General features: G+C 72.4%; 25 protein-coding genes, 1 pseudogene and 1 riboswitch. Of the genes and pseudogenes, 11 read left to right on the forward strand and 15 right to left on the reverse strand.

Annotated features, from left to right (window positions below; translation table 11 throughout):
- Positions 1-257: 257 nt before the first annotated feature.
- Positions 258-2,180, reverse strand: coding sequence for an anthranilate synthase family protein (locus tag ACQKM2_RS27500; RefSeq protein ID WP_427714445.1), 1,923 nt, complete (start codon positions 2,178-2,180; stop codon positions 258-260).
- A gap of 333 nt (positions 2,181-2,513) precedes the next feature.
- Between ACQKM2_RS27500 and ACQKM2_RS27505 the strand changes: the two genes are divergently transcribed.
- Positions 2,514-3,878, forward strand: coding sequence for a class II 3-deoxy-7-phosphoheptulonate synthase (locus ACQKM2_RS27505; RefSeq protein WP_427714447.1), 1,365 nt, complete (start codon positions 2,514-2,516; stop codon positions 3,876-3,878).
- Positions 3,879-4,048: 170 nt separating this feature from the next.
- Positions 4,049-4,306: a (2Fe-2S)-binding protein gene (locus tag ACQKM2_RS27510; protein ID WP_427714448.1), complete on the forward strand. Its 258-nt coding sequence runs from the start codon at positions 4,049-4,051 to the stop codon at positions 4,304-4,306.
- Between the two features lie 6 nt (positions 4,307-4,312).
- Here ACQKM2_RS27510 and bfr read toward each other — a convergent pair whose 3' ends face one another.
- Positions 4,313-4,789 (reverse strand): bacterioferritin, encoded by a 477-nt coding sequence (bfr, locus tag ACQKM2_RS27515; protein ID WP_030037303.1) that lies wholly within the window; start codon positions 4,787-4,789, stop codon positions 4,313-4,315.
- 218 nt (positions 4,790-5,007) lie between these two features.
- On the opposite strand from bfr, the gene ACQKM2_RS27520 reads away from it, so the two are divergent.
- Positions 5,008-5,640 carry a sulfite oxidase-like oxidoreductase gene (locus ACQKM2_RS27520; RefSeq protein ID WP_427714449.1) on the forward strand — a complete coding sequence of 211 codons (633 nt, stop codon included), beginning with the start codon at positions 5,008-5,010 and terminating at the stop codon, positions 5,638-5,640.
- A 23-nt stretch (positions 5,641-5,663) separates the two neighbouring features.
- Here the strand turns inward: ACQKM2_RS27520 and ACQKM2_RS27525 are convergent, their stop codons facing one another.
- The 5 genes from ACQKM2_RS27525 to ACQKM2_RS27545 form a co-directional block, all read right to left on the reverse strand.
- Positions 5,664-6,257 carry a DUF4396 domain-containing protein gene (locus tag ACQKM2_RS27525; protein ID WP_427714450.1) on the reverse strand — a complete coding sequence of 198 codons (594 nt, stop codon included), beginning with the start codon at positions 6,255-6,257 and terminating at the stop codon, positions 5,664-5,666.
- Positions 6,258-6,358: 101 nt separating this feature from the next.
- On the reverse strand, positions 6,359-7,219 hold the full coding sequence (locus tag ACQKM2_RS27530; RefSeq protein WP_427714451.1) for a deoxyribonuclease IV: 861 nt from the start codon (positions 7,217-7,219) through the stop codon (positions 6,359-6,361).
- 6 nt (positions 7,220-7,225) lie between these two features.
- Complete coding sequence (pknB, locus tag ACQKM2_RS27535) at positions 7,226-9,139, reverse strand: Stk1 family PASTA domain-containing Ser/Thr kinase (RefSeq protein ID WP_427714452.1); 1,914 nt, start codon at positions 9,137-9,139, stop codon at positions 7,226-7,228.
- Positions 9,140-9,800: 661 nt separating this feature from the next.
- Positions 9,801-10,058, reverse strand: coding sequence for a hypothetical protein (locus ACQKM2_RS27540; protein WP_427714453.1), 258 nt, complete (start codon positions 10,056-10,058; stop codon positions 9,801-9,803).
- Positions 10,051-10,197 (reverse strand): hypothetical protein, encoded by a 147-nt coding sequence (locus ACQKM2_RS27545; RefSeq protein WP_427714454.1) that lies wholly within the window; start codon positions 10,195-10,197, stop codon positions 10,051-10,053. The genes ACQKM2_RS27540 and ACQKM2_RS27545 overlap by 8 nt, the downstream gene beginning before the upstream one ends.
- A gap of 161 nt (positions 10,198-10,358) precedes the next feature.
- Between ACQKM2_RS27545 and ACQKM2_RS27550 the strand changes: the two genes are divergently transcribed.
- The 3 genes and pseudogenes from ACQKM2_RS27550 to ACQKM2_RS27560 all read left to right on the forward strand — a co-directional run.
- On the forward strand, positions 10,359-11,606 hold the full coding sequence (locus tag ACQKM2_RS27550) for a hypothetical protein (protein ID WP_427714455.1): 1,248 nt from the start codon (positions 10,359-10,361) through the stop codon (positions 11,604-11,606).
- An 11-nt stretch (positions 11,607-11,617) separates the two neighbouring features.
- Positions 11,618-12,181 (forward strand): GNAT family N-acetyltransferase, encoded by a 564-nt coding sequence (locus tag ACQKM2_RS27555; protein ID WP_427714456.1) that lies wholly within the window; start codon positions 11,618-11,620, stop codon positions 12,179-12,181.
- Positions 12,181-12,627: pseudogene (locus ACQKM2_RS27560) on the forward strand (XRE family transcriptional regulator); the annotation flags it as partial. The gene ACQKM2_RS27555 and the pseudogene ACQKM2_RS27560, both read left to right, overlap by 1 nt.
- Before the next feature lie 788 nt (positions 12,628-13,415).
- Here the strand turns inward: ACQKM2_RS27560 and ACQKM2_RS27565 are convergent.
- From ACQKM2_RS27565 to thiO, 3 genes are all read right to left on the reverse strand, one after another.
- A complete protein-coding gene (locus ACQKM2_RS27565) occupies positions 13,416-14,210 on the reverse strand; it encodes a thiazole synthase (RefSeq protein WP_427714457.1) in 795 nt (264 codons plus the stop codon).
- A 4-nt stretch (positions 14,211-14,214) separates the two neighbouring features.
- On the reverse strand, positions 14,215-14,415 hold the full coding sequence (gene thiS / locus ACQKM2_RS27570) for a sulfur carrier protein ThiS (protein WP_427714458.1): 201 nt from the start codon (positions 14,413-14,415) through the stop codon (positions 14,215-14,217).
- Positions 14,412-15,596, reverse strand: a complete 1,185-nt coding sequence (gene thiO / locus ACQKM2_RS27575) for a glycine oxidase ThiO (protein ID WP_427714459.1) — start codon at positions 15,594-15,596, stop codon at positions 14,412-14,414. Before thiO ends, thiS begins: the two co-directional genes overlap by 4 nt.
- Positions 15,594-15,706, reverse strand: a riboswitch (TPP riboswitch). Its footprint overlaps the gene before it by 3 nt.
- A gap of 114 nt (positions 15,707-15,820) precedes the next feature.
- Here thiO and ACQKM2_RS27580 point away from each other — a divergent pair.
- The 5 genes from ACQKM2_RS27580 to ACQKM2_RS27600 all read left to right on the forward strand — a co-directional run bounded on the left by ACQKM2_RS27580 (position 15,821) and on the right by ACQKM2_RS27600 (position 20,228).
- Positions 15,821-17,053, forward strand: coding sequence for an NAD(P)/FAD-dependent oxidoreductase (locus ACQKM2_RS27580; RefSeq protein WP_427714461.1), 1,233 nt, complete (start codon positions 15,821-15,823; stop codon positions 17,051-17,053).
- Positions 17,054-17,175: 122 nt separating this feature from the next.
- Positions 17,176-17,541 (forward strand): Rv2175c family DNA-binding protein, encoded by a 366-nt coding sequence (locus tag ACQKM2_RS27585; protein ID WP_042803199.1) that lies wholly within the window; start codon positions 17,176-17,178, stop codon positions 17,539-17,541.
- Positions 17,542-17,623: 82 nt separating this feature from the next.
- Positions 17,624-18,262 carry a thiamine phosphate synthase gene (gene thiE, locus ACQKM2_RS27590; RefSeq protein WP_427714463.1) on the forward strand — a complete coding sequence of 213 codons (639 nt, stop codon included), beginning with the start codon at positions 17,624-17,626 and terminating at the stop codon, positions 18,260-18,262.
- 87 nt (positions 18,263-18,349) lie between these two features.
- Complete coding sequence (metF, locus tag ACQKM2_RS27595) at positions 18,350-19,264, forward strand: methylenetetrahydrofolate reductase [NAD(P)H] (RefSeq protein ID WP_427714464.1); 915 nt, start codon at positions 18,350-18,352, stop codon at positions 19,262-19,264.
- Positions 19,265-19,313: 49 nt separating this feature from the next.
- The gene (locus tag ACQKM2_RS27600; protein WP_427714466.1) at positions 19,314-20,228 is read left to right on the forward strand and encodes a hypothetical protein; all 915 of its coding nucleotides are present in this window, start codon (positions 19,314-19,316) and stop codon (positions 20,226-20,228) included.
- A 22-nt stretch (positions 20,229-20,250) separates the two neighbouring features.
- Here the strand turns inward: ACQKM2_RS27600 and ACQKM2_RS27605 are convergent, their stop codons facing one another.
- From ACQKM2_RS27605 to ACQKM2_RS27625, 5 genes are all read right to left on the reverse strand, one after another.
- Positions 20,251-21,684, reverse strand: coding sequence for a phytoene desaturase family protein (locus ACQKM2_RS27605; protein WP_427714467.1), 1,434 nt, complete (start codon positions 21,682-21,684; stop codon positions 20,251-20,253).
- Positions 21,685-21,715: 31 nt separating this feature from the next.
- A complete protein-coding gene (locus ACQKM2_RS27610; protein ID WP_427714469.1) occupies positions 21,716-22,339 on the reverse strand; it encodes a DUF4126 domain-containing protein in 624 nt (207 codons plus the stop codon).
- Between the two features lie 101 nt (positions 22,340-22,440).
- Positions 22,441-22,842: a DUF3040 domain-containing protein gene (locus ACQKM2_RS27615; RefSeq protein WP_125816834.1), complete on the reverse strand. Its 402-nt coding sequence runs from the start codon at positions 22,840-22,842 to the stop codon at positions 22,441-22,443.
- Positions 22,843-23,151: 309 nt separating this feature from the next.
- Complete coding sequence (locus tag ACQKM2_RS27620) at positions 23,152-23,910, reverse strand: methyltransferase domain-containing protein (protein WP_427714471.1); 759 nt, start codon at positions 23,908-23,910, stop codon at positions 23,152-23,154.
- Between the two features lie 75 nt (positions 23,911-23,985).
- Entirely contained in the window at positions 23,986-24,468 is a 483-nt protein-coding gene (locus tag ACQKM2_RS27625) for an SAV_6107 family HEPN domain-containing protein (RefSeq protein ID WP_427714473.1), read from the reverse strand.
- Between the last annotated feature and the right edge of the window lie 44 nt (positions 24,469-24,512).

A 24,512-nucleotide genomic window follows, 5' to 3' on the forward strand; every position in this document is an offset into this window, starting at 1 on the left:
TCCCTACCGGCGGGGGGCGCGCCCCCAACCCCCCCTTCCCCCCGCCCCCCGGCCCCCCCCGGCCCCCGCGCCTCAAACGCCGGCGAGGCTGATTTCAGCCTCGCCGGCGTTTGAGGCGACGGGCGCGCAGCGCCCGTATCCGGGTCAGGGGCGGAGCCCCTGGGAACGGGCGAAGGGCGGGTAGGGGACCTCGCCCCGCAGGGCTACGGCCCGCACTGGCGGCGCCCCCGGCTCCGCCCCCGGTCCCGGGCCCCCGGCTACGCCGGCCTGGCGGCCCCCGTCACCGACCGGACGGCGGCGGACACCAGCTCCGCCCCACGCAGGGTGAGCACCGACTCCGGGTGGAACTGGACCCCCGCGAAGCCCCGCGCCGCGCAGCGGACCGCGTGGACCTCCCCCGTGACGGCGTCACGCGACACCTCCACCCCGTGCGCCGCGAGTTCCGCCTCCGCCTCCGCGTCGCACGACGCCGCGTACGTGTTGTAGAAGCCCACCACCTCCGGCGTGCCGAACAGGTCGACCACCACCTGCGCCCCCTGCGCCGGCTCGGCCTTCCGTACCAGCGGCAGCCCCAGCTCCGCCGCGATCAGCTCGTGCCCGAGGCACACCCCCAGCAGCCCCCCGCGGTGGGAGGTGAGCAGCTCCCGCGCCAGCCCGCGCAGCATCCGCATCCTGGGGTCGGCCGCGTCCGCAGGGTTCCCCGGGCCCGGGCCGAGGACGACCGGGCCGTCCCAGGCCAGGGCGAGGGGCCGCAGTCCGGGGTCGTCGTAGCGGCGTACGGTCACCTCCAGCCCGGCCACCCGCAGCACGTGGGCCAGCATCGCCGTGAAGGTGTCCTCCGCGTCGATCACCAGCGCGTGCCCGGCGGCGTCCGCCGGCCGCTCCTGCATGCGGAGCCAGAACGGCGCCAGGTCCGCCCGCCGCGAGGCGAGGGCCGCCTGCACCCGGGGGTCGTCGGCCAGCCCGGCCCCGTCGAACGCCGGCCGGGGCGCGGCCGGCCGTACGCCCAGGGCCGCCAGCACCCCGGCGGCCTTGGCGTGGGTCTCGGCCACCTCGCCGAGCGGGTCCGAGTGGCGGACCAGGGTGGCGCCGACCGGCACCCGCAGCGCCCCGTCGGGGGCGATGTCGGCCGTGCGGATCAGGATGGGGGAGTCCAGGGTCTGGGCGCCGGCCGCGTCCAGGCCGAGCAGTGCCAGCGCGCCCGCGTAGTAGCCGCGGCCGCCGCTCTCGTACCGCTCGATCACCCGGCAGGCGTTCTGTACGGGCGAGCCCGTCACCGTCGCCGCGAACATGGTCTCCCGCAGCACCTCCCGGACGTCCAGCGAGGAGCGTCCGCGCAGTTCGTACTCGGTGTGCGCGAGGTGGGACATCTCCTTCAGGCGGGGGCCGACCACCACCCCGCCCATGTCGCCGACGGTGCACATCATCTTCAGTTCCTCGTCGACCACCATCGACAGCTCCTCGGTCTCCTTGCGGTCGGCGAGGAAGGCGAGGAGCGACTCGGCGGTCGGGCCGGAGTCCGGGTAGCGGTAGGTGCCGCTGATCGGGTTCATCACGACCGTGCCGCCGGACATCCGCACGTGCACCTCGGGGCTGGCCCCGACGAGGGTGCGGTCCGGGGTGTGGACCACGTACGTCCAGTACGCGCCGCGCTCGCCCTCCAGCAGCCGCCGGAACAGGGCCAGCGCGTCGGCCCGGCCGAAGCCGTCGATCCGGCCCTCGTAGGTGCGCCGGATCACGAAGTTCGCGCCCTCGCCGCGGCCGATCTCCTCGCGGATCACCCGGTCGACGGTGGCCGCGTACTCCTCGTCGGGGACGTCGAAGCCGCCGCCGTCCACCCGGACGCGGTGGTCCGGGAGCCCGGCCAGCGCCTGCGCGAGCGGGATCTCGTACGCCTCCTCGGCGGTCAGCACCGCCAGCGGCGTGCCGTCGTCGCGGACGTCGAAGCCGCGCTCGCGGATCTGCCGGAAGGGCACCAGGGCGAGGGTGGGGAGCTCCCGTACGGGCAGGTCGGCGAGCCGGCCGGCCTCGTGGACCGGGCCGAGGAGCACCTCGACGGTGTCGTGGTCGCGGCCCGGGGTCCGCCGGCGCAGCAGGGCGAAGGGCGGGGCGGAGTCGTCGAGGAGCCGGGCGAGGTCGAAAGAGCGGCGGGGTGCGGGGCGGGGTGTGGGGCGGGTCATGGGGGCGTCCTTCCGGTGGGGTGTCGGAGGGAGGGACGGCCCGTGTCGGCACACGCAAAAGGCCGCCCCTCGGGGCGGCCTGCGCTTCGCTCGTGTCAGTGGGTACGCGAGGGGAGTGGGCCGCCGGGAGCGGGCCACCACCAGTTCAGGTTGGCGTGCGCGTACATGGGAGGCACCCTAGCCCACCGCGAAGCGCTTCCGCTGCATCTGACCTTTTCCGACATGTGAACCTTGCATTCCGTTCATCCCGGGGCCCTGGGCCTTCGAACGGCCTCGAACGACACCGTCTCATCAGGTGGGCGTCCGGCCGGACACGGCGAATGACGACGTAATGTGTACGAGGTGACCGTGAACGCTGAAAACCAAGCCCTCGCCGCCAAGGCGACCTGGCGAGACCTTCCCGCGGCGCAGCAGCCTTCGTACCCCGATGCCGAGGCCCTGCGCGCTGTCGTCGCGGACCTCGAGTCGTATCCTCCGCTCGTCTTCGCGGGCGAGTGCGACCAGCTGCGCGCCCGTCTGGGAGCCGTCGCCAAGGGCGAGGCGTTCCTGCTCCAGGGCGGCGACTGCGCCGAGGCCTTCGACGCCGTCTCCGCCGACCACATCCGCGCCAAGCTGAAGACCCTGCTCCAGATGAGCGCCGTCCTCACGTACGCGGCCTCCGTGCCCGTCGTGAAGGTCGGCCGCATCGCGGGCCAGTACTCCAAGCCCCGCTCCAAGGACACCGAGACCCGCGACGGCGTCACCCTGCCGACGTACCGCGGCGACTCCGTCAACGGCTTCGCCTTCACCGAAGAGGCCCGCGTCCCGGACCCGGAGCGCCTGAAGCGCATGTACCACGCGTCGGCCTCGACGCTGAACCTGGTGCGCGCCTTCACCACCGGTGGTTACGCCGACCTGCGCCAGGTGCACGCCTGGAACCAGGACTTCGTGAAGTCCTCCCCGTCCGGGCAGCGCTACGAGCAGCTCGCGCGGGAGATCGACAACGCCCTGAACTTCATGAAGGCCTGTGGCACCGACCCGGCCGAGTTCAAGGCGGTGGAGTTCTACTCCTCGCACGAGGCGCTGCTGCTGGACTACGAGGGCGCCCTCACCCGTACGGACTCGCGCACCGGCAAGCTGTACGACACCTCCGGCCACATGGTCTGGATCGGTGAGCGCACCCGCCAGCTGGACCACGCGCACATCGAGTTCTGCGCGCAGATCGCCAACCCGATCGGCATCAAGCTCGGCCCGACCACCTCGGTGGACGAGGCGCTGACGTACATCGACCGCCTGGACCCCGAGCGCGAGCCGGGTCGGCTGACCTTCGTCGTCCGCATGGGCGCCGACAAGGTCCGCGACAAGCTCCCCGAGCTGGTCGAGAAGGTCACCGCGTCCGGTGCGACCGTCGCGTGGGTCACCGACCCGATGCACGGCAACACCTTCGAGGCCGCCTCCGGCCACAAGACGCGCCGTTTCGACGACGTGCTCGACGAGGTCAAGGGCTTCTTCGAGGTCCACAAGGCGCTGGGCACCCACCCGGGCGGCATCCACGTCGAGCTCACCGGTGACGACGTCACCGAGTGCGTGGGCGGCGGCGACGAGATCTTCGTCGACGACCTGCACCAGCGCTACGAGACGGCCTGCGACCCGCGTCTCAACCGCAGCCAGTCCCTGGACCTGGCCTTCCTGGTCGCCGAGATGTACCGCGACCAGTAGTCGCGATCAGTAGGTACCTTCCTACGACGATGGGGCGCGGATCGATGTGATCCGCGCCCCATCGTCGTACCCGGGTCTTTTAGGGGACCCTAACTTTGGGTACGGTTAGGTAAGCCTCACCGAATAGGGGATGGCCTGCCGAACCGTTCCGCTCCAGGGAGGTGAACCGCGTGTACGTCTGCTCTTGCTTCGGCGTCACCGACAAGCAGGTGAAGGAACACGCGGCTGCCGGGGCCTGCACCCCCCGCCAGATCGCCTCGGCCACCAAGGCCGGCACCGACTGCGGCTCCTGCGTACGCACCATCCAGGGCATCCTCGGCCGCGGGGCCTGCCCCCGCCGGGAGCTGGTGGAGAAGGGCAGCGCCGCGGCCGTCCTCGCCGCCGATCCTGCAGGGGCACCCGTACCGGAGCTGGCCGAGGCCGCCTGAGGGCTGCTAGCTCGGCTGCTCGATGAGCTGCGCGATGTACAGCGCCTCGCCGAGGGACTCGATGAGCTCCAGCTGGGTGTCGAGGTAGTCGATGTGGTGCTCCTCGTCCTCCAGGATCTCCTCGAAGAGGCGGGCGGACGTGATGTCGCCCTTCCCGCGCATGACCTCGATGCCGCGCTTGAGGCGGTCGATGGCCTCGACCTCGACCTGCCGGTCCGCCTGGAACATCTCCGTGATCGTCTGTCCCACGCGTACGTGGAAGAGGCGCTGGTAGTTCGGCAGGCCGTCGAGCATGAGGATGCGCTCGGTGATCTTGTCCGCGTGCTTCATCTCGTCGATGGACTCTTCACGCGTGTACTTGGCGAGCTTGGTCCACCCCTTGTTGTCCTGGATGCGGTAGTGCAGCCAGTACTGGTTGATGGCCGTGAGCTCGCCGGTCAGCTGCTCGTTGAGGAATTCGAGGACCTCGGGGTCGCCCTGCATCGCAGAGGCTCCTTCCAAGCAATGTCAGCTAGTGAATGGGCTAGTGACTGGGCTGGTGACTGGCAGTGCGCGCATCCTTGCACTGCCGCCCTGAGGCGTCCAGTAAGTGCCTCCTTAGTGTGAGTTACCGGGACTTGCCCGAATCGGGTCGTACTGCGGGTCGTACCGCGGGTCGTACCTGGTCGTGACCACCCCGCCACGTCTGTCACCATGGAGGCATGGGTCAGCCGGAAAGCCGGGAATCTCCGGGAGCAGAGCAGCTCGAGCTCCCTCCGGGGCAGCGGTTGCAGAGGGGTTGGCCCGTCACCCACTACGGTCCCGTGCCCAAGTTCAAGCCGGACCGCTGGGAGTTCCGCGTCTTCGGCGCGACGGCGGACGGCGAGAAGCGCTGCTGGAACCACGAGGAGTTCGCGGCCCTGCCCTTCGACTCCGTCGAGGCCGATCTGCACTGCGTCACCAGGTTCAGCATGACGGGCGCCGAATGGGGCGGCGTGCTGGCGCGCACCGTACTGGAGCTGGCCCCGCCGGCCCCGCAGGTCACGCACGTGATGGTGTGGGCCGAGTACGGCTTCAGCTCCAACATGAGACTGGCCGACTTCGCCTCCGACCGGACCGTCTTCGCCACCCACATGGGCGGCGAACTGCTGACGGCCGAGCACGGCTTCCCGCTGCGGCTCGTGGTCCCGCACCTGTACGCCTGGAAGGGCCCGAAGTGGGTCCGCGGCGTGGAGTACATGACCGCCGACCGCCGCGGCTTCTGGGAGGAGCGCGGCTACCACAACATCGGCGACCCCTGGCGGGAGCAGCGCTACTCGTACCAGGAGGAACCGGGCGACGGCCCGGAGCTGTAGCCGTAGCCCCGTAGCCCCGTAGCTCAGTGGTGGTACTGGTGGACGACGGCGTGGCCCTTGCCGCGGCCGATCATCCACTTGTTGACCGGGGTGGTCAGGACGAAGGCGACGGCGAGCGAGATCGCCAGCACCGTCCAGAACAGCGGCTCCGACAGGTGGGCGTCCATCGCGCCGGGCCACAGGGCGATCACCCCGTTGTCGACCAGCTCCATGACCGCGATCGACAGGGTGTCCGCGGCCAGCGCCACCCGGACGGCCGAACGGAAGTCCACGCCTGCGGCGAGGATCCCGCGCAGGGTGAGTGCGTAGCCGAAGAAGAAGGCGAGGATGATCGCCAGGATCATCGTCGCGACGTTCCCCCAGCCCAGCGCGGTGCCGACGATCATGCCGAGGACCTCGCCGATGGCGCAGCCGGTGAGGCAGTGCAGGGTCGCCCGGGCCGCCATGGCCCAGCTGACCTTCCCGCCGGGGGTGTGGCCGGCGTGGGCGTTGTGGCCGGCGTGGGCGTCGTGGTGCTGGTGCTCGCCGTGGCCCTGGTGCTCGGGTCCGCTGTGGTGCTCGTGGTGGGCGTGGTGCTGGTGGTGCTCGTGGTTTCCGTGCTCGTGCTCGTGCTCCATGACAACCCCCGAAAGCCTGAGGGGAACGCCTGGTAGCGGTCCCGTCGGTACGACAGAACCGTATACCCCCCTGGGGTATTCCTCAACAGATCTTCGAGCGGTCAGTGGAGGTCGCGGAGCTCCTTCAGCAGCGCCACGTCGGCCGCGTGCCCCTCCTTGCCGCCCGGCGTCTCGATGATCAGCGGGACGCCGTCCATCTCCGGGTGCGAGAACAGCTCGGCGAAGGCATCCCGGCCGATGTGGCCCTGCCCGATGTTGGCGTGCCGGTCCTTGTGGGCGCCGACGCCCTCCTTGGAGTCGTTGGCGTGGATCAGCTTCAGCCGGCCCGCGCCGACCGTCTCCACCAGCAGGTCCAGCGTCTGCTTGGTGCCGCCCGGCTCGGCGAGGTCGTGCCCCGCCGCGAAGATGTGGCACGTGTCCAGGCAGATGCCGAGCTTCGGGTGGTGGTCGAGCGCCTCGAAGTACGGGCCGAAGTCCCAGGTGCGCGAACACAGCGAGGAGCCCTGCCCCGCCGTGGACTCCAGCAGCAGGAACGGGTCGTCGTCGTGCGTCAGCTCGTCCAGCAGCGGCAGCATGTGCTCCCTGACCTGCGCGTACGCCGCCTCGCGCGGGCGGCCCCCGGTGGCCGAGCCGGTGTGCACGACCACCCCGAGGGCACCGATCTCCCGGCCCCGGCGCAACGAGTGGCGCAGGGACTCCACGGACTTCTCGACGGTCGCCTCGGTGTGCGAGCCGAAGTTGATCAGGTACGGGGCGTGCACGTACGCCGGGATCGACTCCTCGGCGCACTGGGCGCGGAACAGCTCGTCCTGCGCCGGGTTACCGGTCGGGGTGGCCCAGCCGCGCGGGTTGGCGACGAAGACCTGCACGGCCTCCGCGCCCATCTCACGGGCGTAGGTGAGGCCGACCGAGGCCAGCCCGCCGGCGACGGGGACGTGCCCGCCCACGGGATTGCGTGTCACTGGCGCTCAGAGTCCCTTGGTCTTGACGGTGATCGTGCTGCCCTCGGGCGCGCTCTGGCCGGCGGGCACCGACTGGGTGTCCACGGTGTTGCTGAAGGAGAGGAAGGGGCGGTCCACCTTCACCTTGAAGCCCAGGGCCTCCAGCGTCTTGCGGGCCACCTCCACGTCCTGCCCGGCGACGTTCGGGACCTGCACCTGGCGGGGGCCCTTCGACAGGGTCAGCGTGACCGTGTCGCCCGCCGCGGCCTGGGTGCCGGCGGCGGCCGACTGGTTGGCGACCGTACCGGCCGGCGAGGGGGAGTTCACCTGCTCGGGGGCCGTCTCGACCTTCAGGCCGACCGCCTCCAGCGCGGCCCGCGCCTGGTCCGCGGACTTGCCCGTCACGCTCGGGACCTGCACCGGGCGGCCCTTGCTGACCAGGAGCGCGACCGCCGAGTCGGGGGCCCGCTTCTGGCCGCCCGCCGGGTCGGTGCTGATCACCGAGCCCTGGGCGACGTCCTGGCTGAAGGCCTGAGAGACGATGCCGGGGGCCAGCCCCGCCTTCGTCAGCTCCTCCTTGGCCTCCTCCAGCGACCTGCCCTTGAGGTCGGGCACGCTGACGACCTCGGGACCCCGCGAAACGGTGAGGGCGACCGCGCCGTTGCCGCGGATCTGCTTGCCGCCGCCGGGGCTGGTCTCCATGACCGTGCCGCGCTCGAACGCCTCGCTGAACTTCCGGTCGACCTTCTCGACGCCGAGGCCCGCGGCCGACAGCTCGTCGCGGGCCTGGGCCTCCGTCTTGCCGAGGAGGTTGGGGACCTTGGTGAACTGGCCGGAGTTGATGTACCAGACACCGCCGCCGATGCCGAGGACGAGCAGGACGGCCGCGATGACGAGCAGCATCCCGCGCTGCGGCACCCGTCGCGGCGGGGCCTGAGCGGCGGTCTGCTGCGCGGGGGCCGGCGGACGCTCCAGCCGGGAGGTGTGGTGCACGGGCCCGCCCTGCCCCACCGGCCGCGGGATCACGCTGGTGCGGTCCTCGGTCGCGGACCGCTCCTGCGCCCGCGCCTGCGGCGGTACGGCGTCCAGCTCGGCCTCGCTCAGCCGGGCCCGGGCCTCCCGGGTCAGGCCGAGCAGGGCAGCGGCGTCGTACGGGCGCAGCTCGGGGCTGCGGGCGGCGGCGTGCGCGACCAGCTCGTCGAGCGCGGCGGGCAGCCCGGGGACGGCGGCCGACGGGGCCGGAACGTCCTCGTTGAGGTGCTGGTACAGCACCTGGGCGGGGGTGCCGCCGGTGTGCGGCTTGGAGCCGGTGAGCATCTCGTACAGGACGACACCGCAGGCGTAGACGTCCGCGCGGGTGTCGGTGATCCCGTCCTCGATCTGCTCGGGCGCGAGGTAGGAGACGGTGCCGAGGACGGAACCGGTGGTGTTGGTGGCCGAGTCCACGGAGCGGACGAGGCCGAAGTCGGCGACCTTGACGCTGCCGTCGTCGCCGATCAGGACGTTCTCGGGCTTCATGTCCCGGTGCACGAAACCGGCCCGGTGGGCGGTGCCGAGTGCGGCGAGGACCGGCTCCAGGATGTCCAGGGCGGCCCGCGGCTGGAGCGCCCCGCGCTCGCGCAGGACGTCGCGCAGGGTGCAGCCGGAGACGTACTCCATCGCGAGGTAGGTGTACGGCCCGTCCGTGCCCTGGTCGAAGACGGCCACGACGTTCGGGTGCGCGAGGCGGGCCACGGACTTGGCCTCGCGGATGAAACGGTCCACGAAGGCGGCGTCGGCGGCCAGGTCCGGGTGCATGATCTTCAGCGCGAGCACCCGGTCGAGCCGGGTGTCGACGGCCCGGTAGACCGTCGCCATTCCGCCGGCCGCGATACGGGCGTCGACGCGGTAGCGGCCGTCGAGCACGCGCCCGACGAGGGGGTCATCCAGGGTCGTATCCACCCGGCGATTCTACGAGCCGCCCCGCCGACCCCGTCCGGGACGTCCACGCTTGCAGCCCAGCCGTGACATGGGGGCGGTCCGGGGTGTGGGGTACGGGGCTTGCGGCTCGGGCCGACTGTCTCCCCCGCGAGGGGGTGGGGGCGGGTCGGTGTTTGCCCACCCGCCCCCTTGTCTGCGGGCCGGTGGGCTGGGGGCGGGATCTCCTTGAACGGGAGCAGGGAGGGTTTGGGGGTTTCCCGTCAGTCCCATCGTCCTTCCGTGTCGGGCCGCCCTGTCAAGGGCGCTCCCTGCGGTCGCGTCGCTTCGCGATCGCCTTCGGCGACCCTTGACAGGCCGTCCCGCCCCGGAATGCCGAAAGACTGCCGGGAAACCCCCAAAAGGAACGGTCACAGGGGGAGAGAGGCCAGGAGCGGGCCCGTCGGAGACGAGACGAGGGGCCGGGCGCCGGCACACCGGGCATACGGCCCTCAGATGTCATGACTCCGGGCCGGGGGAGGCGGCTATCCGCACGAGAGGCCGACCAGAGCAGCCCAGGGAGCCGCCAGGCGCGTCTGATCGCTACGCGCTCCTCATTCCTCAGCGTCCGACGACCGCCTTGGGCTGATACCCGCACCAGAGGCCGAAAAGATCAGCCCAGAGGTCCGGCAGGCGCATCAGATCGCTACGCGCTCCTCTGGTCTCGGCGGCCGGCGGCCGTCTGTGGCTGGTCGTAGGCGGGTTCGACGTTGGTGGCGGCGGTGGTGAACTCACGGCCGGAGGCGTTGCGGATGTAGGCCAGCTCCATCCAGCGCTCATGGGCGGCGGAATCGGAGACGTTCTCGTTGATGACCGCCATCAACACGCCCTCGGTGCCCGAGGCGATGTCGCGGACACGCTGGCGGAGGAGGCGGTGGGGGACGTACTCGTAGCACTCACTCATCGGATGCCCCCTCGAAGGTGTTGAGGAACCGCTCCCAGCCGGCAAGGGCACGGTCCAGGAGTTCTTGGCTGGGTCCGGTGTCGGCCTCCGGCCGTGGCCAGGGTTCGTCTTGCGCGGTCTGGTCATGGGTCGCAGTCATGGGGCCTCCTGCCTTTCACGGGCGTGGGACCAAGTCCAGCGTCTGTGGAGGTGACACGGGCGCCGAGAGGGCGGACGTTCAGGCGGACGTTTTCCCTCGTGGCCGAGCGGCCGTCCATAATCTGGATGCGTGACGAGCGATGTACGGAGGGTGAATCGGCTGTGAGGAAGCTGGTCCTGTTACGCCAGGCGGCGGGGTATACGCAAGCGTCGTTCGTTGCCGCGTTCGCAGCCGAGGCGGCGCGGCTCGGCATTGCTGCTGCGGTGAGCGTGCGCCAGCTGCGGCGATGGGAGAACGAGACACCGCCGCCGCTGCCGCATCCGGGGCAACAGGCTGTGCTGGAAGCGATGTTCGGTGTCCCGCTTGCGGAGATGGGGTTTGAGGTACCTCTGTATCGCCTGACGGTTGCGGAGCCGGTCAGCGACTCTGGAGCGGTGAAGAGGAGGACCTTCGTCGCGGACGCGGGTGCGCTCATGGCTGCGACTCTCATGCCCGCCGCGTCGGGGATGCGGGTGGGTACGGCCGAGCTCGGCCATCTGCGGCAGCGGCTTGCGGGGCTCTACCGGACCGATCACGCCAAAGGGAGCGTGCCGGCGAGCGCACAGGCCGATCGCATCGAGGCGGACATCACCAGCGCCCTGCGCAAAGCGTCGTACACAGCGGCTGTCGGCCGTGAACTTCAGACGATGCTGGCCGAGTTGCACGGCCATCGGGCGTGGTATGGCTACGACGGAGGCCGCATCGCCGAGGGCCGGACCGCATGTATGGAAGCCCTCGCGGCTGCTCAGCTCGTAGACAACCCCCTGCTTCAGATCTCCGTGCTGGAGACACTCGTACTGCTGGCGATCAAGGCCCAGCGACCGTGGGAGGCGGCGAGCGCCGTCGAGAACGCCTTCCGTCTTGCTGCCCGGGCGCAGGCGGGTGCGACGGTTCGTCTGGTGATCGCACTCCGGGGTGCCAATGTGGCCATTCACTCCGGGGACCTGCCGAGTGCCCGCCGAGCCCTGAGCCGAGCCGTTCAGTTCCAAGGACGCACAGACCGCGACGAGGATGTACCTGACTGGGCCAGGTTCGTTGGCCCCTTCGAAGTGGACTACGCCACCGCCGACATGTACATGCGAGCCAACCAGCCGGGCCGAGCAGTGCCCTTCCTCCGGGCTGCAGTGAGCGGCATCGGTAGCGGTCTGGCCCGCAACAGCGCCTCCTACCGCATCAGATTCGCAGATGCGCTGCTCGCGGCCGGAGAGGTCGAGGAGGCATGCGCCGAGGTGGACGGTGTCATGGGTGCCTGGGGCGGTATCTCCTCTCCGCGACTGTTGGGCAAGGTGCGAGATTTCCAGCGCTCGGCATCGGGTATCGAGAGCCGGACCGCCCGCGACTGCGCCGCGCGGATTCGCGAGATCGTCTGAGAGGACCTGCAATGAGCCAGTCAGCACAGTTCGCCGTCGAGAGGCTCGACGGACCTGCTGCGGCACACGCCCTGGAGGCCTTCCGGTCGGTCTACGCAGAAGCCTTCGCCGAACCGCCCTACGAAGAGACCGAAGCGGACGTATCGGCCGCCTTCCGGCGCTTCCGGTCCCAGACCCGCAAGAGCACCTTCGTCGGCGCCCTGGCCACCACTCATGACGGCGAGGCGATCGGCATGGCCTACGGCTATCACCTCGGCCCGAAGACGGGCTGGTGGGACGAGCTCACCGAGCCGGTTCCCGAGGACATGCGCCGCGAGGACGGCCGCAGAACCTTCGGCCTCATGGAGCTAGCCGTCCGCGCCGCCTGGCGTCGGCAGGGGATCGCCCGCCGCCTGCACGACACCCTGCTCGCCAACAACAACGCCGAACGCGTCCTGCTCAACGTCCGCCCGGACAGCAAACCCGCCGTGGCCGCGTACCGGTCATGGGGCTACCGCAAAGTGGGCGACGCGCGGCCATGGCCTGGAGCCCCCCTGCACGACGTGATGCTGCTTGCCCTGGAGGGAGGCGCGTGACCGCCGGAACTGGCACTGCTTCAGGCGAAGAGACCTTCTCGGGGGTGTGGCTCAGCCGCTACGAGTTCTTCTCTTCGAGCCGGGACGCCTCGTACGAGGGCAAGCACTACGTGGTGATCGTCCAGCACGGGAACCGGCTGACTGTGCAGAGCCTGCCCGGGGCGAGCAGCAACCCGGACAGCCCGCTCACCCTCGACCTCACGGTCGACCGCAACGTCGTCACAGGTACTTGGGTCGAGCAGACCGCCGCAGACGGCTACTACAACGGGGCCCGCTACCACGGGGCCATCCAGCTCCTCGTCGAGCCGACCGGACGGCGCATGGCCGGCAAATGGGTTGGTTTCGGCAAGGACTTCGACGTGAACACCGGCCCTTGGGAACTGCGGCTGGTGGACCGGTCCACGACCAAGGCGACGCTGGAGAGGTACAGCCTGCCCCCGGAATGATCGGCTGCAAGCGCCCCATGACGTGCCCGAAGGGCGGTCGTGTTGATGACACAAAGAGGTGAGCGACTTGCCGATGAGCTTCTCGCCCAAGGCGCACTGGACTGGCTCCGCGCAGCCCTGGGCGAACAGCCCTGATCCCCACCCTGGCTGATCAGCCCCAGACGGCCGCCAGTCGCCGAGATCAGAGGAGCGCGTAGCGATCTGAAGCGCCAGAGCGCTTCCCAGAGCGATCTGATCAACCTCTGGTGCGGGCATCAGCCCAGGGCGGTCGTCGGACGCTGAGGAATGAGGAGCGCGTAGCGATCAGATGCGCCCGACCGCTTCCTGGGCTGGTCTGGTCGGCCTTTCGTGCGGGTAGCCGGGCCCCCGGCCCGGAGGCACGACTTCTGAGGGCCCGGATGCCCGGTGTGCCGGCGACCGGCCCCTCGTCTCGTCTCCGACGGGCCCGCTCCTGGACTGTCTCCCCCTGTGACCGTTCCTTTTGGGGGTTTCCCGGCAGTCTTTCGGCTTTCCGGGGCGGGACGGCCTGTCAAGGGTCGCCGAAGGCGATCGCGAAGCGACGCGACCGAAGGGAGCGCCCTTGACAGGGCGGCCCGACACGGAAGGACGATGGGACTGACGGGAAACCCCCAAACCCTCCACGGCTACCGCCCGAGGAGATCCCGCCCCCCGACCCCCGCCCCGCAGACGGGGAGGCGGGTGGGCAAACACCGACCCGCCCCCACCCCCTCGCGGGGGAGACAGCCGGCCCGAGCCGCAAGCCACGTACGTACGTGCCCCCCCGCCCCTCAGAACGCCGGCCGCTCCGGGTCCAGGGCCGCTCGGCCCTCCGCCGGGGAGGAGGGTTCGGCGAAGCGGCGTTGGGGGATGCGGCCCGCGCGGTGGGCCAGGCGGCCCGCCGAGACGGCGTCGCGCATGGCCGCCGCCATCAGGGCCGGCTGCTGCGCGCGGGTCACCGCCGAGGCGAGCATGACCGCCGCGCAGCCCAGTTCCATGGCCAGGGCGACGTCCGAGGCCGTTCCGGCCCCCGCGTCGAGGATCACCGGGACTCCCGCGTGCTCGACGATGAGCTCGAAGTTGTGCGGGTTGCGGATGCCCATGCCCGAGCCGATCGGGGAGCCCAGCGGCATGATCGCCGCGCAGCCCACGTCCTCCAGCTTCCGGGCGAGGACCGGGTCGTCGTTGGTGTACGGGAGGACCGTGAAGCCCTCGTCGACCAGGACCTCCGCGGCGTCCAGCAGCTCGACGCCGTCGGGGAGCAGGGTGCGCTCGTCCGCGACGACCTCCAGCTTGATCCAGTCGGTGCCCAGCGCCTCCCGTGCCAGCCGGGCGGTGAGGACGGCCTCGCCGGCGGTGAAGCAGCCGGCGGTGTTGGGGAGGACGTCGATGTCCAGCTTGGACAGGACCGACAGGACGGAGCCCTGCACGGTGGGGTCCAGGCGGCGCATGGCGACCGTGGTCAGTTCGGTGCCGGAGGCGATCAGGGCGCGTTCCAGGATGTCCAGGCTGGGGGCACCGCCGGTGCCCATGATCAGCCGGGAGGTGAAGGTCCGGCCGCCCAGGGTGAAGACGTCGTCAGCCATCTGCTCAGCCTCCCTGGACCGCGGTGAGGATCTCGATCCGGTCGCCTTCGTCCACCGCCGTGGCGGGCCACTGCCCGCGCGGTACGACGGTCTCGTTGAGGGCGGCGGCCACGCCGGAGGGGGCGGTGGTGAGGGTGGCGACCACCGCGTCGAGGGTGGTGCCGGCCGCGATCTCGCGCGGTTCGCCGTTGACGGAGATGGTCATGCGTAAGACTCCTGACGCGAGGTGGAGAAGCGGCGCGGGGTGAAGGGGCGGGCGATCTCCGGCACCGTGCCGGTGGTCAGCAGTTCCGCCATCACGTCGCCGGTGAGCGGGGTCAGCAGGACCCCGTTGCGGTAGTGCCCGGTGGCCAGGTGCAGGCCGGGGAGGTCGGTGGGGCCGAGCAGCGGCGCGTTGTCGGGGGAGCCGGGGCGCAGGCCGGCCCGGGTCTCGACGAGGGGGAGTTCGGTGATGCCGGGTACGAGTTCGTGGGCGTCGCGCAGCAGCTCGTACACCCCGCCGGCGGTGACGGTGGTGTCCCAGCCGAGTTCCTCGCTGGTGGCCCCGACGACGAGTTCGCCGTTCTCGCGCGGCACCAGGTAGACGTGGCTGCCGCGTACGACGGCCCGTACGGTCCGGTTCAGGAACGGCGCGTACGCGGGCGGCACGGCCAGCCGCAGCACCTGGCCCTTGACGGGCCGTACGGGCGGCACCGCCTCGGCGGGTACGCCGGCCAGCCGGCCGCTGAGCGAGCCCGCGGCCAGTACCACCTGGTCGGCGCGCAGCTCGGTGCCGTCGTCGAGCAGGGCCCCGGCGGCCCGGTCGGCGGTGACGAGCAGCCGCTCGGCGCGGGCCCGGTGGATCGTGACGCCCGCCCGCTCGCAGGCGGCCAGCAGGGCGTCGGCGAGCCGGCGGGGGTCGACCTGGTGGTCGCCGTCGACGCGCAGCCCGCCGCGTACGCCGGGGGCGAGCATCGGCTCCAGGCGGCGGCATTCGCGGCCGGTGAGCCACTCGGACTCCAGGCCGCAGCGGCGCTGGAGGGCGTGGAGTTCCCGCAGGTGGAGGCGGTCGTCGGCGTCGAGGGCGACGGCGAGGGTGCCGCAGGCGCGGTAGCCGAGGTCCATGCCGCCGCTGGCTTCGGTGAGCTCGGCGGCGAAGGCGGGGTAGCGGGCGGCGGAGGCGACGTTGAGGCCGAGCAGGGTCTCCTCGCCGTAGTGCAGTTCGGTGACGGCGGCCAGCATGCCGGCGGCGACCCGGGCGGCGCCGCCTCCGGGGTCGGGGTCGGCCAGCGCGGTGCGCAGCCCGTGCCGGGCCGCCCGCCAGGCCGTGACCAGGCCGATGATGCCGCCCCCGATGACGAGGACGTCGGATCCGTTTCGTCCGGATCCCTTCCGAGATGAGTGCATGGGCGTCCAGCCCCTCCCTTCGCCGGCATGACCCGGATCAGGTTCGTACGGTCGGAGGCCGGCCAGCCTCCCTCTCAGCCCGGTGCGCCCGGACTCCCGCGATAGGTACGGTGGCCAGAGTATCCCCGTGGCCGGAGCCCGGTAAGGCTGCCTCCCCGGTGCCGGTCCGACGATCTCCCCACCCGCCGTTCCTGACGGGCCGTCAGTTCACTAGGGTGGGCCGGGTGAGCGAGCAGACGGAACAGCAGACGGAACAGACGAACCCCGGCGTCGTGATCGTGGGCGCCGGCATGGCCGGCGTGCAGACCGCCGTGGCCCTGCGGGAACAGGGCTACGACGGCCCCGTGACCCTGCTGGGCGCCGAACCCCACCAGCCCTACGACCGGCCCCCGCTCTCCAAGGCGGTGCTCCTCGGCAAGGCCGAGGACTCCGCGTTCGAGGTGGACTTCGAGGGCCTGCGCATCGACCTGCGCCTCGGCGTCGAGGTCACCGGGCTCCGGGCCGGCGCCCGCGAGGTCGACACCGAGGCCGGCCCGGTCCCGTACGAGGTCCTCGTGCTGGCCACCGGAGCCGTGCCGCTGACCCTGCCCGGCACCGAGGGGGTCCCCGGCGTCCACCTGCTGCGCACCCTCGACGACGCCGCCCGGCTGCGCCCGGTGCTGGCCGCCGCCCCCGAGGCGGTCGTCGTGGGGGCCGGCTGGATCGGCGCCGAGTTCGCCACCGCGGCCCGCGAGGCCGGCTGTGCCGTCACGGTGGTCGAGGCGGCGGACCGGGTGCTGGCGGGGGCCCTCCCCGCCGAGGTCGCCGCGCCGATGGCCCGCTGGTACGCCGAGGCCGGCGCCACCCTGCTCACCGGCGCGAGGGTTGCCGGGATCGAGGCGGGCCGGGTCCTGCTGGCGGACGGCCGCGAGCTGCCCGCCGGGGCCGTCGTCGTCGGCATCGGCGCCCGGCCCGCCACCGACTGGCTCGCCGGGAGCGGGATCGAGCTCGGCGCCGACGGATCCGTCACCGCGGACGCGTACCTGCGCACCTCGCTCCCCGGCGTGTACGCGGTCGGCGACTGCTCCTCCTTCCCGTCGGCCCGCTACGGGACGCGGCTGCTGGTCCACCACTGGGACAACGCCCTCCAGGGCCCCCGGGCCGTCGCGGCGAACGTCCTGGCCGGGGAGCCGGTCCAGGCCTACGACCCCGTGCCGTACTTCTGGTCCGAGCAGTTCGGCCGCTTCGTCCAGTACGCGGGCCACCACGGCGGGGCCGACACCCTGCTGTGGCGCGGCGACCCGGCCGGCGCCACCTGGTCGGTGTGCTGGCTGCGCGGGGGCGCGCTGGCCGCCGTACTGGCCGTGGGCCGACCCCGGGACCTGGCGCAGGGCCGCAAGCTGATCGAGACCGGTGCGCCCGTGGACCCCGCCAAGGTGGCGGATCCGGCCGTTCCGCTGAAGTCGGCCCTGGCCTGACGCCCGTCGGCCCCGTCCGGCGTCCGTCCGGCGTCCGCCCGGCCCCCGTCCGGCCCCGGGTCCGGCCCCGGACGGACGGGGCCGGGTACCGGCGGCCCGTCCGAGGTGGCAGGCTTGTGCCCGTGACCGAGATTGACGCAAAGATCGACGCCCTTGTCCCCTCCTGGCTGTACCTCCCCGACATCGCGGAGATGCTCGACATCGAGGTGACCCGGGTCCGCCAGATGGTCAAGGAAGGGCAGCTGATCGCCGTACGGCGGGGAGAGAACCGCGCCCTGCAGGTGCCGGCGCAGTTCATCGACGGCGACAAGGTCGTCAAGGGCCTCGTCGGACTGCTGACCGTACTGCGAGACGACCGCTTCTCCGACGAGGAGATGCTGGAGTGGCTCTTCACCGAGGACCCCTCCCTGCCCGGCACCCCCGTGCAGGCACTGCGGGAGAACCGCGGTACGGAGGTGAAGCGCCGCGCCCAGGCGCTCGCCCTCTGAGCGGCTGATCCACGGACGCGGGCGGGCCGGGTAACCTCGGCCCGCCCGCACACCGCACCATCACCACCAGAGGGGTACTCCCATGCAGCAGCTGTCCGACGCCCGGCTCTACCTGTGCACGGACGCACGCAAGCGGCAGGGGGACCTCCCCGAGTTCCTGGACGCCGTCCTGGCCGGCGGAGTCGACATCGTCCAGCTCCGCGACAAGGGCATGGAGGCGGGCGAGGAGCTCGAACACCTCCAGGTCTTCGCCGAGGCCGCCCGCCGCCACGGCAGGCTCCTCGCCGTCAACGACCGCGCCGACGTCGCGCACGCCATCGGCTCCGACGTCCTGCACCTCGGCCAGGGCGACATCCCCGTCCCCGCCGCCCGCGCCATCCTCGGCGACCGGGTCCTGATCGGCCGCTCCTGCCACGCCGAGTCCGAGGTCGACGCCGCCGTCGCCGAGCCCGGAGTGGACTACTTCTGCACCGGCCCCTGCTGGCCCACCCCCACCAAGCCCGGCCGCCACGCCCCCGGCCTCGACCTGGTCCGGTACACGGCCTCCCTCGCCCAGGACCGCCCCTGGTTCGCCATCGGCGGCATCGACGGGGGCAATCTGGACGAGGTCCTGGACGCCGGCGCCACCCGCGTCGTGGTCGTCCGTGCCATCACCGAGGCCTCCGACCCCGGTGCGGCCGCCGCCGAGCTCGCCAAGCGGGTCCGCGCCCGCCTCGGCTGACGGGGCCGACCGCGCGGGGTGTCCAAAAATCTGTCCATCTTGTGGACAGCGCTTCGGTGTCCGCCGGGGCGCGTCTAACCTGCCGGTATGGCCCTTGGTACCGCTTCCACCTGGTCGGACCGTGCACACACGGTCCGCGACCTCCTCGCGTCCGGAGCCTCGTACTCCTTCGAGTTCTGGGCTCCCAAGACCGAGAGGGGCGAGCGCAACCTCTGGAACGCCCTCCGCCGGATCGAGGCGGTCTCCCCGAGCTTCGTCTCCGTCACGTACGGTGCCGGCGGCTCCACCCGGGGCGGCACCGTCCGCGCCACCCAGCAGATCGCCTCCGACACCACCCTGACGCCCGTCGCGCACCTGACCGCGGTGGACCACTCCGTCGCCGAGCTGCGCCACGTCATCGGCCAGTTCGCCGACGCCGGGATCCGCAACATGCTCGCGCTGCGCGGCGACCCGCCGGGCGACCCCATGGGCCCCTGGGTCAAGCACCCCGAGGGCGTCGACTACGCGGCCGACCTCGTACGCCTGCTCAAGGAGTCCGGAGACTTCTGCGTCGGCGTCGCCGCCTTCCCCGAGATGCACCCGCGCTCGGAGGACTGGGACACGGACATCCGGCACTTCGTGGACAAGTGCCGCGCCGGCGCGGACTACGCCATCACCCAGATGTTCTTCGATCCCGAGAATTATCTGAGGCTGCGCGACAGCGTCGCCAAGGCGGGCTGCGACACCCCGATCATCCCCGAGGTCATGCCTGTTGTGGGCATCAAGCAGCTCGACCGGCTGCCGCAACTGAGCACCGCGGTCTTCCCCGACGCGGTCAAAGAGCGCATGCTCGCCGTCAAGGACGATCCGGCCGCTGTACGCTCCATTGGCATCGAGTTCGCCACGGAGTTCTGCGCGAGGCTGCTGTCCGAGGGTGTTCCGGGACTGCACTTCATCACGCTGAACAATTCCACGGCGACCCTCGAAATCTACGAGAACCTGGGCCTGCACCAGCGGGCCTGACCGGCCGTCTCCCCTTCCCGCGCGGCGGCCGTACCGAGAGGGGCCTTGCATGGGAATGACGGTCCTCTACATCGCGTTCGGCATCGTCGCGTTGTGGCTGCTTGCCGAGGTCCTGATGCAGTACAAGGCCCGGCTGCGCTGGCGCCTGCTCGCCTTCACCGGCTTCGTCGGGGTGGTGGCCGGGGTGATATTGCCGTCGGTGCTCGTGATCGCCGTGGGTGCGACCGCGTTCGCCGTCGGCCAGACCCTGGTCACGCTGTCCTTCCGCAAGGGCTTCGTGGCCGGCTGGGCACTGCGCCGCGGCGGGCGGCCCGCACCGGGCGAGGCGCAGGGGCAGGGCAAGGCGCAGAGCAGACGCCGCCGCTCCGGGGGCGCACCGGCCCCGGAGCCCGCGCTGGAGGTCACCGGGCTGGAGTACGCCGACCAGGACGGGGGCCCCGGAGGGGACACCGGGTCCCGGGACGCGGTGTTCACCCCGCAGCCGGTGCCCGAGGAGACCGGCTCGTACGGGATACAGAGCTTCGTCCCCCAGCAGCCGCAGCAGCAGCCGCAGCAGCCCGGCGCCGACACCCCCTTCGCCTCGCCGTTCACCACGGCCGAGCAGGACGCCCACCAGTACGCGGCCTACTACGACCAGCAGCAGGGCCAGGGCGGCTACTACCCCGGGGGCGAGCAGCAGGTCTACGCCGCCTACTCGGACCCGTACATCGGCACCGGCGGCGAGGTCTCCCCGGCCCCGCCCTACGACGGCGCGGCCTACCCGCCCTACGCCGACCCGGCCCAGCAGCAGTACTCCATGGACACCCCGCCCGGCGGTGTCTGGGTCCCGCAGCAGCGCGCCACGGACGCCGCCCCGCAGCAGCCCTACCCGGAGCAGGACCCGCAGCAGCCGCAGGAGTACCCGTACCCCTACCCGGGCAACGGCGGCGGCAACGGGGAGTACGGCGGCCAGTACCGCCACTGACGGGGGCCCGGCGGGCCGGGGCTCACTGCGAGCCCCGGAACTCCGCCCCCTCCACGATCAGCCCGGCCACCAGGGCCCCCGTCATCCCGGCGTGCGCGAGCCCGCCGCCGGGATGCGCCCAGCCGCCCGCGAGGTACAGCCCGGGCAGTGCCGTCGTGTTCGCCGGGTACAGCATCCGGCCGCCGTCACCGGGCAGCGCGGGCGCCGGCACCGAGCCGCCGCGCGCGCCCGTGGCCGCCTCCACGTCCTCCGGGGTGCGCACCTCCTGCCACAGCAGCCGCTCGCGCAGCCCGGGGACGGCCCGTGCGGCGAGGTCCAGCAGCTTCTCCGGGTCCGGGACCGGCGCACCGCCCGCGGGGCCGCACACGGCGCTCACGGTGACCGCCTCGTGGTCCGCGTCGGGCCGGGTGGCGGGGTCGTCCGGGCGCAGCACCGTGACCAGCCGGACGCCGGCGGTGCCGGGGGAGTGCACCAGCGTGCGGTGGACGGCGTCCGCCGGGCGGGCGCCGCTCAGGGCCAGCAGCAGGGTCAGCCGCCCGGGCGCCTCGCCGCCCTGGGCCGGTACGCCGCCGCGCGGCCGGGGCACGGAGCCGCCCGGCAGCTGCCTCGGGTCGATGCCGCAGACGACGTGGTCGGCGGCGGCCTCGGTGCCGTCGGCCAGCCGCACCCCGGCCGCCCTGCCGTCGCGGGTCAGCACCGAGCGGACGTCGGCGCCGAAGGCGAACTCCACCTTCCGTTCCCGGCAGCGCTCGTACACGGCGGTGGCCAGCTCCCGCATGCCGCCGCGGACGTACCAGCTGCCGAAGGTCTGCTCCATGTACGGCAGCGCGGCCGCGGCGGCGGGCACCGCGTCGGGGTCCAGCCCGTACGCCAGGACCCGGCCGGCCAGCAGCTCGCCGAGGCCGCCGCCGAGCTCGCGCCGGGCGACCTCGGCCAGCGTGGGCGGACGGCGGCGCAGCAGGCCGCTGCCGCGCAGCGCCGGGTACGGGTCGCGGCCCAGCACCTGCCAGTCGGCGCGCAGGGGCTCCTCCAGCAGGGGGCGGCGGGTGGCGTCCCAGGTGTCGCGGGCCCGGCCCAGCAGGGCGTTCCAGCGTTCGCCGGCGCCCGCGCCGAAGGCCTCGTCGAGGGCGGTGGCCACCCCGCCCCGGGAGGCGCCGGGGAGGGTGACGGCGGCGCCGTCCAGGACGTGCCGGACCGCGGGGTCCAGCTGGACCATGCCGACGCAGTCCTCCAGCGGCCGCTTGCCGGTCTTCACGAACAGGTCGCGGTAGACGGCGGGCAGGTGCAGCAGCCCGGGTCCGGTGTCGAAGGCGAAGCCGTCGCGCTCGTACCGGCCGACGGCACCCCCGTACGTAGACCCGCGCTCGTACACCGTCACCTGGTGGCCCGCCACGGCCAGCCGGGCCGCCGTCGCCATCGCGCCCATGCCGGCGCCGATCACCGCAATTCTTGCCATGGCGCTGAGCCTATCGAGCGATTCCTTCCGCTCAGCCGGGCGGTGCCCCGCCGGCCGTCCGGGCGGCGGCGAGGTGTTTCTCCTCGCGGCGCTGGGCGCGCCGCCGGCGGAAGCGCCGGATCCGGCTCCAGAGGAAGACGATCAGGGCCAGGCCGGTCAGCAGCAGTACGGCGGCGATGACCGCGGCCGCCTGCGGGTTGAACATGGCGAAGGTGACGATGCCGGCCACGCCGAGGTCCTCGGCGGTGCTCAGCACGATGTTGCTGAACGGCTCGGGGGAGGTGTTGACCGCCATCCGGGTACCGGCCTTGACGAAATGGCTGGCCAGCGCGGTGGAACCGCCGACCGCCCCGGCGGCGAGGTCGGAGAGCGAGCCGCTCTGCCCGGCCAGGAGGGCTCCGATCACCGCTCCGGCGACGGGCCGGATCACGGTGTGGACGGTGTCCCACAGGGAGTCCACGTACGGGATCTTGTCCGCCACGGCCTCGCAGAGGAACAGCACGGCGGCGGCGATCAGGACGTCGGTGCGCTGGAGCGAGGCGGGGACCTCGTCGGACAGGCCGGTCGCGCCGAAGACGCCGAGCAGCAGGACCACGGCGTAGGCGTTGATCCCGCTGGCCCAGCCGCTGGTGAAGACCAGGGGGAGGACACTCATCTGATCAGCATGCCGCAGCGCGGGCGCCGGGGCGGGCGGAAACGGTGAGGGGACGGCCGCGATCGCGCGGCCGTCCCCTCACCGACGGAGTGTGTGCGGGGCTACTGCCCCTGTTCGTCACGGCGGCGCTGCCACCGTTCCTCGATACGGGTCATCATCGACCGACGCTGCCGGCTGCGGCCACGGGCCGAACCGCCGGCACTTCCGGAGACGGGCTGCTCGCCGGGCTTGGGTGCCTTGCGCCAACCGGTGACCACCAGGACCGTACAGGCCAGCATGACGAGGAATCCCACCACGCTGATCCAGAGCACTTCCTGCCAGATCACACCAGTCATGAGGAGCGCGATACCCACCACAATGCCTACGACTGCCTGGTAGACCCGTCGCCGGGTGTACGTGCGCAGTCCACTGCCCTCAAGCGCTGTCGCGAACTTGGGGTCTTCGGCGTACAGCGCTCGCTCCATCTGCTCGAGCATTCGCTGCTCGTGCTCCGAGAGCGGCACGGGAGTCCTCCTCATCCGTCGGTCGCGGGGGGTAGCGACCAGGGGTCCCCTTCAGGATAGGCGGGGAATCGCCCCCGTGATACCCGCCCTCTACGCCACATTCTGCAAACCACCGTGCCAGGCAGATCCAGCGAGCCGGACGCGGTGCCGAACGAACGGGTGCTTCGAACGTACCGGCGCCAAGGCGGTCATTGAGGCGCTTATTCCCCAATGAGCAGTCCGCCATGCCGACCGGTGCACCCGATCATACGGGTCGGCGCGCCGGAAGGGAGGGGATCCGCCGGAAGCCCGCCCGAGCAAGCCCGCAGATCAGGCGGGCTTCTCGCCGAGGACGTGCAGCTGCGTGGCCACCGCGTGGAAGGCGGGCAGCTCGGCGGCGGCCTCCTCCAGACGCAGCAGCGCGTCCACCGCGCCGGGCTCGGTGTCGACGAGGACCCCGGGGACCAGGTCGGCGAAGACGCGTACGCCGTGGACCGCGCCGACCTCCAGGCCGGCGTCCCCGACCAGCGCGCTCAGCTGCTCGGCGGTGAAGCGGCGCGGCACCGGGTCGCCGGAGCCCCAGCGCCCGGCCGGGTCGGTGAGGGCGGTGCGGGCCTCGGTGAAGTGCCCGGCGAGCGCCCGCGCCAGCACGGCCCCGCCGACGCCGGCGCCGAGCAGGCTGAGGATGCCGCCGGGGCGCAGGGCGGCGACGGCGTTGGCCACGCCCTCGGCCGGGTCGTCCACGTACTCCAGCACGCCGTGGCAGAGCACCACGTCGTACGCGTTCCGCTCGACGACGTCCAGCAGGCCCTGCGCGTCGCCCTGGACGCCGCGCACCAGGTCGGCGACGCCGGCCTCGGCGACCCGGCGCTCCAGCCCGAACAGCGCGTTCGGGCTGGGGTCGACCACGGTCACGCGGTGGCCCAGCCGGGCCACCGGCACGGCGAACTTGCCGGTGCCGCCGCCGGTGTCCAGCACCTCCAGCGTCTCCCGCCCGGTCGCCTTCACCCGGCGGTCGAGGGCCTCCTTGAGGACCTCCCACACCACGGCGGTGCGGAGGGAGGCGCGGGGGCGGGAAGTGTCCGACACGGCTGATGGCTCCTCGGCGCGAAACGGGGTGGGGCGGTGCTTGCCCCACCCTATTGCCTCAGCCGACCTGCCAGCTCATCCGGCGTCCGGACGCTCCGGGCGCGGTTGCGGCAGGGGCTGCGCCACGGGCTGCAGGGCGAGCATCCGCTCCACCAGCCGCAGGAACATGCCCACCTCCCGTACGAGGTCGTCCGCGTCCCGGCCGCTCGCCGCGTCCGGTATCCCCGCCTCGGCCCGGGCCCGGCGGGCCGCACCCGAGGCGAACAGCGCGCTCCACTCGGTCAGCTCCGGCGCTATCTCCGGCAGGACCTCCCACGCGCTGCGGATCCGGGGCCGCCGCCGGGGGTTCACCGGTTCGGGCCGCCCGCGCGCGGCGAGCACGGCCGCGGCCGTGCGCAGCGCCGCGAGGTGGGCCGTGGCGTACCGCTCGTTGGGCCGGGGCAGCAGGGCTGCCTCTGCCAGGCCGCTGCGGGCCTTGGCGAGCAGGTCGAGGGCGGCCGGCGGTGCGGACGCCCTGCGCGGGACGGGGTGGACAGGGGACGGGGACGGTGTGGCCATGACGAACCTCCTGTCGTTGCGTGGTGCTCGGCGTGGTGCCGGTG

Origin of the sequence: Streptomyces sp. NPDC004126, from assembly GCF_050275515.1 — a bacterium.
In the GTDB taxonomy this organism is placed as follows: domain Bacteria; phylum Actinomycetota; class Actinomycetes; order Streptomycetales; family Streptomycetaceae; genus Streptomyces.

Bases quoted from the DNA above. Each gene is read 5' to 3' on its own strand.
- ACQKM2_RS27520 (WP_427714449.1), top strand. From the start codon at position 5,008: ATGGGTCAGCCGGAAAGCCGGGAATCTCCGGGAGCAGAGCAGCTCGAG.
- bfr (WP_030037303.1), bottom strand. From the start codon at position 4,789: ATGCAGGGCGACCCCGAGGTCCTCGAATTCCTCAACGAGCAGCTGACC.
- thiS (WP_427714458.1), bottom strand. From the start codon at position 14,415: ATGACCATCTCCGTCAACGGCGAACCGCGCGAGATCGCGGCCGGCACC.
- ACQKM2_RS27610 (WP_427714469.1), bottom strand. From the start codon at position 22,339: ATGAGTGTCCTCCCCCTGGTCTTCACCAGCGGCTGGGCCAGCGGGATC.
- ACQKM2_RS27500 (WP_427714445.1), bottom strand. From the start codon at position 2,180: ATGACCCGCCCCACACCCCGCCCCGCACCCCGCCGCTCTTTCGACCTC.
- thiO (WP_427714459.1), bottom strand. From the start codon at position 15,596: ATGCACTCATCTCGGAAGGGATCCGGACGAAACGGATCCGACGTCCTC.
- ACQKM2_RS27525 (WP_427714450.1), bottom strand. From the start codon at position 6,257: ATGGAGCACGAGCACGAGCACGGAAACCACGAGCACCACCAGCACCAC.
- ACQKM2_RS27625 (WP_427714473.1), bottom strand. From the start codon at position 24,468: ATGGCCACACCGTCCCCGTCCCCTGTCCACCCCGTCCCGCGCAGGGCG.
- ACQKM2_RS27605 (WP_427714467.1), bottom strand. From the start codon at position 21,684: ATGGCAAGAATTGCGGTGATCGGCGCCGGCATGGGCGCGATGGCGACG.
- ACQKM2_RS27545 (WP_427714454.1), bottom strand. From the start codon at position 10,197: ATGACTGCGACCCATGACCAGACCGCGCAAGACGAACCCTGGCCACGG.
- thiE (WP_427714463.1), top strand. From the start codon at position 17,624: ATGCAGCAGCTGTCCGACGCCCGGCTCTACCTGTGCACGGACGCACGC.
- metF (WP_427714464.1), top strand. From the start codon at position 18,350: ATGGCCCTTGGTACCGCTTCCACCTGGTCGGACCGTGCACACACGGTC.
- ACQKM2_RS27555 (WP_427714456.1), top strand. From the start codon at position 11,618: ATGAGCCAGTCAGCACAGTTCGCCGTCGAGAGGCTCGACGGACCTGCT.
- ACQKM2_RS27565 (WP_427714457.1), bottom strand. From the start codon at position 14,210: ATGGCTGACGACGTCTTCACCCTGGGCGGCCGGACCTTCACCTCCCGG.
- ACQKM2_RS27600 (WP_427714466.1), top strand. From the start codon at position 19,314: ATGGGAATGACGGTCCTCTACATCGCGTTCGGCATCGTCGCGTTGTGG.
- ACQKM2_RS27540 (WP_427714453.1), bottom strand. From the start codon at position 10,058: ATGAGTGAGTGCTACGAGTACGTCCCCCACCGCCTCCTCCGCCAGCGT.